Source organism: Kitasatospora sp. NPDC059817 (assembly GCF_042731835.1).
Taxonomy (GTDB): Bacteria; Actinomycetota; Actinomycetes; order Streptomycetales; family Streptomycetaceae; genus Kitasatospora.
In genome coordinates this window covers 11961-22196 of sequence record NZ_JBHWIR010000130.1, presented here as the reverse complement: position 1 = coordinate 22196, position 10236 = coordinate 11961, and the positions used below count along the sequence as shown (strand labels likewise).

General features: G+C 73.7%; 10 protein-coding genes. 3 read left to right on the top strand and 7 right to left on the bottom strand.

Features of this window, described 5'->3' with window-relative positions; genetic code table 11:
• The 3 genes from ACFV61_RS24945 to ACFV61_RS24935 form a co-directional block, all read right to left on the bottom strand.
• Positions 1-428, bottom strand: a 428-nt coding sequence (locus ACFV61_RS24945; protein WP_380493962.1) for an ABC transporter ATP-binding protein, incomplete at its 3' end; no start/stop codon positions are given.
• 194 nt (positions 429-622) lie between these two features.
• Entirely contained in the window at positions 623-2767 is a 2145-nt protein-coding gene (locus ACFV61_RS24940) for a restriction endonuclease (protein ID WP_380493960.1), read from the bottom strand.
• Positions 2768-2903: 136 nt separating this feature from the next.
• Complete coding sequence (locus ACFV61_RS24935; RefSeq protein WP_380493958.1) at positions 2904-3575, bottom strand: maleylpyruvate isomerase N-terminal domain-containing protein; 672 nt, start codon at positions 3573-3575, stop codon at positions 2904-2906.
• An 88-nt stretch (positions 3576-3663) separates the two neighbouring features.
• Here ACFV61_RS24935 and ACFV61_RS24930 point away from each other — a divergent pair, with 88 nt between their 5' ends.
• Positions 3664-4602 (top strand): DUF2797 domain-containing protein, encoded by a 939-nt coding sequence (locus ACFV61_RS24930; RefSeq protein ID WP_380493956.1) that lies wholly within the window; start codon positions 3664-3666, stop codon positions 4600-4602.
• A 54-nt stretch (positions 4603-4656) separates the two neighbouring features.
• Here the strand turns inward: ACFV61_RS24930 and ACFV61_RS24925 are convergent, their stop codons facing one another.
• From ACFV61_RS24925 to ACFV61_RS24910, 4 genes are all read right to left on the bottom strand, one after another.
• Positions 4657-4959, bottom strand: a complete 303-nt coding sequence (locus ACFV61_RS24925) for a hypothetical protein (protein ID WP_380379004.1) — start codon at positions 4957-4959, stop codon at positions 4657-4659.
• A gap of 429 nt (positions 4960-5388) precedes the next feature.
• On the bottom strand, positions 5389-6126 hold the full coding sequence (locus tag ACFV61_RS24920; protein ID WP_363372913.1) for a succinate dehydrogenase/fumarate reductase iron-sulfur subunit: 738 nt from the start codon (positions 6124-6126) through the stop codon (positions 5389-5391).
• Positions 6123-8066, bottom strand: coding sequence for a fumarate reductase/succinate dehydrogenase flavoprotein subunit (locus tag ACFV61_RS24915; protein ID WP_063346104.1), 1944 nt, complete (start codon positions 8064-8066; stop codon positions 6123-6125). Before ACFV61_RS24915 ends, ACFV61_RS24920 begins: the two co-directional genes overlap by 4 nt.
• The gene (locus ACFV61_RS24910) at positions 8063-8767 is read right to left on the bottom strand and encodes a succinate dehydrogenase cytochrome b subunit (protein WP_380493954.1); all 705 of its coding nucleotides are present in this window, start codon (positions 8765-8767) and stop codon (positions 8063-8065) included. The genes ACFV61_RS24915 and ACFV61_RS24910 overlap by 4 nt, the downstream gene beginning before the upstream one ends.
• Before the next feature lie 96 nt (positions 8768-8863).
• Here ACFV61_RS24910 and ACFV61_RS24905 point away from each other — a divergent pair, with 96 nt between their 5' ends.
• The gene (locus tag ACFV61_RS24905) at positions 8864-9784 is read left to right on the top strand and encodes a LysR family transcriptional regulator (protein WP_063346102.1); all 921 of its coding nucleotides are present in this window, start codon (positions 8864-8866) and stop codon (positions 9782-9784) included.
• 162 nt (positions 9785-9946) lie between these two features.
• A complete protein-coding gene (locus tag ACFV61_RS24900; protein WP_380379010.1) occupies positions 9947-10072 on the top strand; it encodes a hypothetical protein in 126 nt (41 codons plus the stop codon).
• The last annotated feature ends 164 nt before the right edge of the window (positions 10073-10236 follow it).

Genomic DNA, 10236 nt, shown 5'->3' with positions numbered 1-10236 from the left:
GAGAGGCCGACGGTGTCGACGACGCGGTCGAGCCAGGCCTTGTCGACCTTGCGGCCGGCGATGTCCATCGGGAGGGTGATGTTCTCCAGGGCGGTCAGGGTGGGGAGCAGGTTGAAGGCCTGGAAGATGAAGCCGATGTGGTCGCGGCGGATCTGGGTGAGCTGCTTGTCCTTGAGGCCGACGAGTTCGGTGTCGCCGATGGTGGTGGAGCCGGAGCTGATGGTGTCGAGGCCGGCCATGCAGTGCATGAGGGTGGACTTGCCGGAGCCGGAGGGGCCCATGATGGCGGTGTACTGGCCCTGCGGGAAGTCGACGCTGACGTTGTCGAGGGCCACGACGCGGGTCTCCCCGTCCCCGTAGACCTTGTTGAGGCCGGTGGCGCGGGCGGCCGCCAGGCCGGTACGGACGGCGGTTGCGGGGGTCGTCACGGGGGTGCTCCTGAGGGCGGGAACGGACAATCGGGTTCCGTTCCATCCTCCCAATCCGTTCGAGCGCGATGCGTATGTCCCGAGGAGGGGCGACCCCCGCCGTCTCGGCGGCTCGGCGGGGGTCTTCTCATCCTCAGGTATGACACCGATCCCTGAGGACCATGGTCCCTGTGCTGCGGACGATGGTCCCCGTGCTACTCCACCGCGACGCCGAACGCGCCCGCCAGCCCGAGCAGACCGTTCGTCACCGAGCGGCCCGACGGGCTGAACTGCCAACCGCCGCCCGCACGCTGGAATGAACCCATGAGCATCGCGCTGTCCGGCACGCCGCCGGTGCCGGCCGCCCACTCCGCCGGTCCGGCCGTGCCCGGACCGTACGTCGCCGCCAGGGCGACACCGTGCACGTAGCCGAGCGGCAGGGCCCGCGGCTCCTCCTCCTCGGTGGAGACGGCGACCACCACCTCGTCCACCGTGGCCGCCAGCCGCTCCAGGTCCAGGGTCAGCCGGACCGCCCGGGCCGGCTCGCCCGGCACCGAGTGGGTCGGGTGCAGCCGCACGGCGCCGTCCGGGTCCTGCGGGTTGTTGAAGAACACGAAGTGCTCGTCGCTCAGCACCCGCCCGGCGGCGCACAGGAACGCGGTGACGTCCAGCTCCACCGCGTCGCCGCCGGCCGTCCGGCTCTGCCAGCTGACCGTCAGGCTGCTGTGACGGTCCGTCGGCGCGGCCGCCGGTGCGGGCTTCTCCTGTTCCGCGGAGCCGCCGCCGAGCCGCCCCCGCAGCCCCTGCTCGGCCAGCAGCTCCACCAGCTCCGGCCCGCTGACCAGCGTCAGCGGCTTCCCCTCGATGTAGCTGTACGAGCCGCGGCCGAAGCCGGCGGTGGTCACCAGGATGCCCTTGTTGGCCCCGTGGTGCCGGACGGTCGACTCCAGGTCGCGCACGGCCGTCGGGGACACCGTCTTGCGGTAGCGCTTGGCCTGGATCACGATCTTGCCGCCGGTCACCGGGTCCAGGTCCTCGGCGACCACGTCCACCCCGACGTCGCCGCTGCGGGCCGTGGTCATCACCCGGAAGCCGCGCAGCCGGAACAGCTCGGCGATCAGCTCCTCGAACTCGATCGGGTCCATCTCGAACAGGTCCGGGTCGTCGTCGCCGCCGTGCCCGGCCAGGCTCCCGCCGACCGTCTCCGGCAGCCGGTCCGGCCGCACCTCGTCCAGCCGCTCCGGGCGCGCCGACAGCTTGCCGCCCAGGCCCTGGAAGCAGTCCACCGGCGCCACCCGGTCCAGCGCCAGCCCGGCGAACTCGGCCCGGGAGGCGGTCAGGGTGGCGAGGAAGCGCTCCGCCTCCCGGCCGGTCGCCGGGTCGATGCCGAGGACGAAGCCGTTCAGCACCACCGAGTCCAGCATCCCGTCCCGGTCCGCCCGGAACAGCTCCGCCGCCAGCCGCAGCGCCGACTGCGCCAGCACCTCCCGGTACAGCGCCTTGCGCTCCGTCGCCGGGCGGGCCACCTCCGCCTCGCGGTCGTCCGTCTTCACGTACCGGACCCGGCCGGCGGCCGGCACCACGTCCGGGCCGGGCAGCTCCCAGTTCACCACCAGCTGCCGGGTCGACGCCTCCCAGGCCGCCACCAGGCGGTGCGGGAAGCCCTCCGGCCAGGCCGCCGAGGCGTACAGGCCGGCGGTGAAGTACTCCTGCACCGCCTCCGGCTCGCCCGCGCGCAGCCGCCGCAGCAACTCCTCGGTACGGGCGGCGCGGTCCTCGTCCTGGCGGCGGCACTGCGCCGCCCAGGCCAGGTACTCCTGGTGGTACGCGGCCAGCCGGCGCTGCCGGTCGGCCTCCTGCGCCTGGGCGGCGTACCAGTCCTGCTCGAACCGGGCCCGGGCCTGCGCCAGGTACTGCTCGTACTGCCGCCGCACCCCCGGATTGCGCGCCTGCACCTGGTCCGGCGGCGGCACGTGGTACTTGGGGCCGCCCTGATCGGGCAGCTCCACCGGCCGGCCCAGCGGGCCCGGGTCGAACGGCGGCACCGCGCGCGGCGCCAGCAGCGCCTGCGGGCCGAACGCCGGAGCCGCCAGCCCGGCGGCCAGCAACCCGCGCAACTCCTCGACCCGGGCTTCCAGTTCGGCCGTCAGCCGGGCCGCCTCCGCCTCCCGGGACTGCTGGTAGGCCCGCTGTGCCTCCCGCTCGTTGCGGGCCGTCGCCCGCTGCTCATCCCGCTGCTCGCGCTCCAGCCGGCGCTGCTGCGCCGCCTCGGCACGCCAGCGGGCCTCCTCCCGGCGCTGCTGCTGTCGCTGCGCCTCCGCCCAGATCGCCAGCACTCCGTCGTTCCGCCGCCCCGCCACCGTCCACCCCTTCATTGCACGCCGGACCGGTCGCGCCGCACGCCTCCCGGCCGCGCCGCCAACCGCGCCCGCAACAATAGAACGTGAACACCCCACCGGGCCAAGCCCCGCGAGCAGCACGGCTGCACTGCACCGGTCAGTGCACCTGGGGCGCGTCCCCGGGCCGGGCGTGCCAGCGCCAGTCGGTGCGCAGCGGCCGGCCGGGCAGCGGGGCGCGGCCGGTGGCCCACAGAAGGGTCGGCCAGGGGACGTCGGCGGCGGTGACGGGGACGTCGGGGAAGAGGCGGGCCAGGACGCGGCGGCAGAGGTCGGCCGGGGGGTCCCAGGGCAGGCCGAGGCCCTGGGCGACGTCGTGCAGGTGCACCAGCGTCTCGACCAGGCTCATCGCGACGAACCCGGCCGGGTCGGCGACACCCCACGGGTGGTAGGCGCGGACCTCGGGCGCGGCGGCGCGGGCGATCGCGACCATCAGCCCGCCGCTCGCCTCCAGCACCTCGACCAGCCCGTCGGGCCCGCTCGCGCGGTCGGCGCGGACGAAGTTGTTCGGCCCGCCGGGGAAGCGGCGCTCGGTGGCGAAGGGGACGTACCGCTCGCGCGGCGGGGCGGCCGGGCCGAGCTGGGCGGCGTAGGCGAGCAGGTCGTCGGCGAGGTGCTCGACGGTGGTCCAGCAGTCCCAGGTGACCGTCCCGGCGGGCCGGGACCAGTCGGCGTCCGCGGGCGCCGCGCGCAGGGTGGCGGCGGCGAGCCGGAGGACGAGCGCGAGGTCGTCGGCGGTGACGGGGGACTGGGCGGCGGGCTCGGGCGTCATGGTCGCGGAGGCTAGCAGGGGGCACTGTCACGGGTGCACTGTCAGGGGTGGCGGGTACTCTGCACTGGTTCGAGAGGGAGGCATGCCCGTGACGATCGCACCGCAGCACCACCCGGACCGGCCCGCCGGCTGGGTCTCCACAGGGCTGAGCTGGCACGAGGGCCGCGCCCTGCTCGGCGCCGTGCGCGGCGGCCAGACGCACGAGCGGGCCGTCACGCCCGGCGCGGAGGTCGGCTGGCTGCTGGGCGGGCCGCGCCGCTGCACCGGCGCGTGGCTGGCCGGGGCGACGGAGCGCACCCCGTGCCCGCACCACGCGGTGATCGCGCCGGACGGCGCCGCCGTGCAGTGCCCGGCCTGCCAGAGCGTCGACCGGGGCCTGGCCCTCGCCCGGGACCAGATCCTCGACGACGGCCGGACGTACCTGCTCTACCTCGCCTGGTTCGGCGACGGCCTGCTGAAGATCGGCCTGACGGCCGAACAGCGCGGCGACAGCCGACTGCTCGAACAGGGCGCGCTGGCCTGCGCGTTCACCGCCCGGGGCGGGCTGCCGGCCATCCGGCGCGCCGAACTCACCGTCGCCGCCTCCGGGTTGGCCCGCGAGCGGTTCAAGGCCAGGCTGAAGACCGAGCACTGGTGGGCGCACGGCGATGAGCCGTACCGCCGGGCCGTGCTGGCCGAGGCCCGGGCCCAGGCGCACCGCCTGCTGGCCGGCCACGCGCTGGAGCTGCTCGCCGAGCGCCCGGTGGTCGACCACGTGGCGCGGTTCGGGCTGTCCGACGGCGCACCGGAGGCGTACCGGCAGGTCGGCGGCCTGGCCGACGGGGCGGTGATCGCGGGCACCCTGCGGCCGCCGGTGGGCCGCCACCTGTTCCTGGACCAGGCCGACGGCTCGGGGCCGCTGCTGCTGGACACCCGGCTGCTCACCGGCTGGACGCTCGCGCCCGTCTCCGGCCGTCCGACGTCCGGGGTCGCCCTGGAGGAGCGGGTCCGCCCGCCGGAGCCGGACACCCAGGAGGCGCTCTTCTAGAGCGGTTCCGGGCTGGGGTGGTTTCCCGCGAGCGCGAGCCCGGGGGCTGAGTGCTCAGCCCAGCTTGCTGCGCACCCCGCCCGGGCCGGAGCGGGCCCGGCGGGACAGCGGCGGCCGGGACGGGCGGACGTCGGCGCGCGCGGCGGGCTCGCCCTCGGCGGTGCGCCGGGCGAGTGCGGCCCGGGCGGCGGCCAGGGCCACGCGGGTGAGCAGCGGGTCCTCCTGGACGCCGGCGGACCGTTTGGCCGCCTGGCAGTGCGAGCACCAGATCGGGGAGGCGGGCCCGTCCGGGTACGCCATGCTCTCGGGCGGCAGGTAGTGTCCGCCGCACTCGACACACTCGAAGACCAGCCTCATCCGGCGATCACCGTCCCGGATCCGTGGCACCGACCGCAGGGCGACCAGAAGGTGTGGATCCTCGGCACCATGCTCCCTTCCTCGTCCCGTTCGACCGTGGCTTCGGTCTTCTGGGTCCCCCCGGACCCGCCGCAACCGGAACAGGACTGAACCTCGGGCATATGCCGTCCTTCCGTAGCGGAGGACCACGGTAGCGCGAATTCCCGGGCGCGGGCGCGGGACCTGACGATCCACCACCCCTCGGGGGAGCGTGCGAATGCCCCACACGCCCCGCTGCACGCCGTCGGGCCCCCGCCCCGCGGCCGCCGGGGCGGGCCCCCCGGGGGGCGCCGAGCCGCGCCGCCCCCCCCCCCCCCCCCCCCGCGCCCCGCGGGGGCCCCCCCGCCGGGGGGGGGGGGCCCGGGGCACGGGGCCGATCGAAGCGGTGCGTCAACCGCGCGCGGCCCGCAGGAACTCGCGGTTCATCGCGGCGATGCTGGGCAGCGGGATGCCCTTGGGGCAGGCGGTGGCGCACTCGCCGGTGTTGGTGCAGCCGCCGAAGCCCTCGGCGTCCATGGCCGTGACCATGTCCCGCACCCGGGAGGCGCGCTCCGGCGCGCCCTGGGGGAGCACGTTGAGGTGGACCACCTTGGCGGAGGTGAACAGCATCGCCGAGCCGTTCGGGCAGGCCGCCACGCAGGCGCCGCAGCCGATGCACTCGGCGTGTTCGAAGGCGGTGTCGGCGGCCTCCTTGGGGACGGGCGTGGCGTGCGCGTCGGGGGCGCTGCCGGTGGGGGCGGAGATGTAGCCGCCGGAGCCGATGATCCGGTCGAAGGCGGAGCGGTCCACCACCAGGTCCTTGACCACGGGGAAGGCCGCCGCCCGCCACGGCTCGACGTCGATGGTGTCGCCGTCCCGGAAGTGCCGCATGTGCAGCTGGCAGGTGGTGGTCCGCTCGGGGCCGTGGGCCTGGCCGTTGATGACCATGCCGCAGGCGCCGCAGATGCCCTCGCGGCAGTCGTGGTCGAAGGCCACGGGCTGGTCCCCGCTGGTGATCAGCTCCTCGTTGAGGCTGTCGAGCATCTCCAGGAAGGACATGTCGGGGCTGATGCCGCCGACCTGGTAGGTCGTCATCGACCCGGGAGCGTCCGGGCCCGGCTGGCGCCAGATGCGCAGGGTGAGGTTCATGCGTAGCTCCGCTGGGTGGGGTGGACGTACGCGAAGTCGAGGGCCTCGCGGTGGAGGACGGGGGCGGCGCCGGTGCCGGTGAACTCCCAGGCGGCGGCGTAGCCGTACTCCTCGTCGCGCCGGGCGGCCTCGCCGTCGGGAGTCTGGCTCTCGGTGCGGAAGTGGCCGCCGCAGGACTCGGCGCGGTGCAGGGCGTCCAGGCACATGAGTTCGGCGAGCTCGAAGTAGTCGACGAGCCGGTTGGCCTTCTCCAGCGACTGGTTGAGCTCCTGCCCGGTGCCCGGCACCTTGATCCGGCGCCAGAACTCCTCGCGCAGCTGCGGGATCCGCGCCAGGGCCCGGCGCAGCCCGGCCTCGTCGCGGGCCATCCCGCACTCGTCCCAGAGGAGTTCGCCGAGTTCGCGGTGGAAGGAGTCGGGGGTGCGGTCGCCGTCGACCGCGAGGATGAGGTTCAGCCGGTCCTCGACCTCGGCCTCGGCCTCGGTGACCGCCGGGTGGTCGGCGGGGACGGCGGGCAGCGGGTTGCGGGCCAGGTAGTCGTTCAGGGTGGGCGGCAGGACGAAGTAGCCGTCGGCGAGGCCCTGCATGAGCGCGCTGGCGCCGAGCCGGTTGGCGCCGTGGTCGGAGAAGTTGGCCTCCCCGACGGCGAACAGGCCGGGGACGGTGGTCTGCAGGTCGTAGTCGACCCAGAGTCCGCCCATCGTGTAGTGGATCGCGGGGTAGATCCGCATCGGCACCCGGTACGGGTCCTCGGCGGTGATCCGCTCGTACATGTCGAACAGGTTGCCGTACTTGGCGGCGACGGCGTCCCGGCCCAGCCGGCGGATGGCGTCGGCGAAGTCCAGGTAGACGCCCTGCCCGCCGGGGCCGACGCCGCGGCCCTCGTCGCAGACGTTCTTGGCGGCCCGGGAGGCGATGTCGCGCGGCACCAGGTTGCCGAAGGCCGGGTAGATCCGCTCCAGGTAGTAGTCCCGCTCGTCCTCGGGGATCTCGGCCGGCGGCCGGGTGTCGCCCTGCGCCTTGGGCACCCAGATCCGGCCGTCGTTGCGCAGCGACTCGCTCATCAGGGTGAGCTTGGACTGGTGGTCGCCGGAGCGCGGGATGCAGGTGGGGTGGATCTGGGTGAAGCACGGGTTGGCGAAGTGGGCGCCGCGCCGGTGGGCCCGCCAGATCGCGGTGGCGTTGGAGTTCTTGGCGTTGGTGGAGAGGTAGAAGACGTTGCCGTAGCCGCCGCTGGCGAGGACCACGGCGTCGGCGGTGTGGGTGCTGATCGCCCCGGTGACCAGGTCGCGGGCGACGACGCCGCGCGCCCGGCCGTCGACGACCAGCAGGTCGAGCATCTCGGTGCGCGGGTGCATCTCCACGTTCCCGGCGGCGATCTGCCGGGACAGCGCCTGGTAGGCGCCGAGCAGCAGCTGCTGGCCGGTCTGGCCGCGCGCGTAGAAGGTGCGGGAGACCTGCACGCCGCCGAAGGAACGGGTGTCCAGCAGACCGCCGTACTCGCGGGCGAACGGGACGCCCTGGGCGACGCACTGGTCGATGATCTCGACCGACACCTGGGCGAGCCGGTGCACGTTGGACTCGCGGGCGCGGAAGTCGCCGCCCTTGACGGTGTCGTAGAACAGCCGGCGGACCGAGTCGCCGTCGTTGCGGTAGTTCTTGGCCGCGTTGATGCCGCCCTGGGCGGCGATCGAGTGAGCCCGCCTCGGGGAGTCCTGGAAGCAGAACTGGACGACGTGGTAGCCCTGTTCGGCCAGCGTGGCGCCGGCCGCGCCGCCGGCCAGGCCGGTGCCGACCACGATCACGGTGTGCTTGCGCCGGTTGGCCGGGTTGACCAGCTTGGCCTCGAACCGCCGCTGGTCCCAGCGCTGTTCGATCGGCCCGGCGGGGGCCTTGGTGTCGGCGACGGGCTCGCCGACGGTGTAGTCCAGGTAGCTCATTTGACGACTCCGAACATCACGGCCACGGGGACGGACAGGAAGCCGACGGTCAGCGCGAGCGCCAGGCCGTTGGCGGTCAGCTTGAGCACCCGGTCCCGGCGGGCGTTGTTGGCGCCGAGGGTCTGCGCGGCGCTCCAGAAGCCGTGCCGGATGTGCAGGCCGACGGCGAGCATCGCGACGATGTAGATCACGCAGCTGTACCACTGGCCGAAGGAGGCCACGATGTTCTGGTACGGGCGGCCGTGCTCGGCGGCGGGGTTCACGGTGAGCGTGGTCAGGTCGAGGATGTGCCAGACGATGAACAGTGCCAGGATCACCCCGCCCCAGCGCATGGTCCGGGTCGCGTAGCTCGCCCGGCGGCGCTTGTGGACGTACTTGCTCGGCCGGGCGGCGAGGTCGCGGCGGCTGAGCTGGTAGGCCGAGACGCCGTGCAGCACGACGGCGGCCAGCAGGCCGAAGCGGGCGATCCACAGGAACCACTCGTGGCCCAGGAACGGCTGTCCGATGGTGCGCAGCCAGGCCGCGTAGCCGTTGATGTCGTCCGGGCCGGCGAACACCTTGAGGTTGCCCAGCATGTGCGCGACCAGGTAGAGCAGCATGGCCAGTCCGGTGACGGCCATGACCGCCTTCTTGCCGACGGTCGACCGCCAGAGCGTCGCCAGGGTGGACGGATGCCGGGCCGTCCGAGTCGCGGTTGTCATGGCTGCAACGGTAGGGACGGCCACCAGGGTGCGTCCAAGACATGCTGCGGCTCGTGACGATAGCTGTGGCCTATCGATGCGGCCTATCCTGGTCGGGTGCAGCTCCAGCAACTCCGCTACTTCCTGGCCGTCGCCGAGACCCGCCACTTCACCCGGGCCGCCGAGGCGGCACACGTCGCCCAGCCCTCGCTCTCCCAGCAGATCAGGTCACTGGAAAGGGAGTTGGGCGCCGAACTGTTCCACCGTACCCGGGGCAACATCGCCCTGACCGACGCCGGGGAGGCGCTGCTGCCACTGGCCCGGCGCATCCTCGCGGACACCGAGAGCGCCCGGCTGGCCGTCCAGGAGACGGTCCAGCTGCGCCGCGGCCGGGTGCGGCTCGGCGCGCCGCCGAGCCTGTGCACCAGCCTGGTGCCGGACGTGCTGCGGGTGTTCCGGGACCGCCACCCGGGGGTGGCGCTGGCGGTCCGGGAAGGCGGCTCGCGGGACCTGGTCCGCTCGCTGGCGGCGGGGGAACTGGACCTCGCGCTGATCATCACCCCGCCGAGCGGGGAGGCCGCACCGGCGCTGGCCGTCACCGAACTGCTGCACGAGGAGCTGGTGCTGGTCTCCGCCGAGCGGCAGACCCGGCGCAAGGCGCGGGTGGCGGAGCTGCGGGGGCGCCCGCTGGTGATGTTCCGGGAGGGCTACGACGTCCGGGAGGCGACCCTGGCGGCCTGCCGGGCGGCCGGCTTCGAGCCGGAGTTCGCGGTGGAGGGCGGCGAGATGGACGCCGTCCTCGGCTTCGTCCGGGCCGGACTCGGCCCCGCGGTCGTCCCCGGAATGGTCGCGGCCCGCTCGGGACTGTCCGTCACACCCTTCGCCGCCCCGGGCCTGGGCCGCACCATCGCCGTCGCACACGGCCACGAGGTGCCGCTGACCCGAGCGGCGGAGGCCCTGCGCACGACGCTGCTGGCGCATCTGCACCATGCTGCCGGGTCAGGTGAACTCCCGCCGGGGACGCGCCTGTTGCTGTGACGTGGACTTCTCGAAATTCTGACGTTCCATCAGGTCGCGAATGCTGTCGACTAGTCGGCATCGACAGGGCTCCCTCTGATCTGTCAAGGCTGATAGTTCGGTGACTGTCAGTCATGGCAGGATCGGTGCGGGTCGACAACGTGTCGAACTGAAGGAGGAGACATGGCTGAGGACAGCAAGGACAAGACTCCGTCTGGCACGTACGCAGGCACTGAAATCACGGTCGACGGTGAGGAGCACGTCATTATCCGGGAGGACCAGGTCCCGGTAGGCACCGACGGCGAGTGATACGCCCTCGCCCACGCTTCGGTACGGGCTGATCTTCGCCCGTTCCGGAACGGGGTGCTGCGCAGCTATGCGAAGGGGGGCCGGGGGGGGGCCCCCCCCCGGGCGCCGGGGGGGGGGGTGTGTACTTTGGTGTCATGTTGTTTAACGAGAGAGTCCCGGGCACC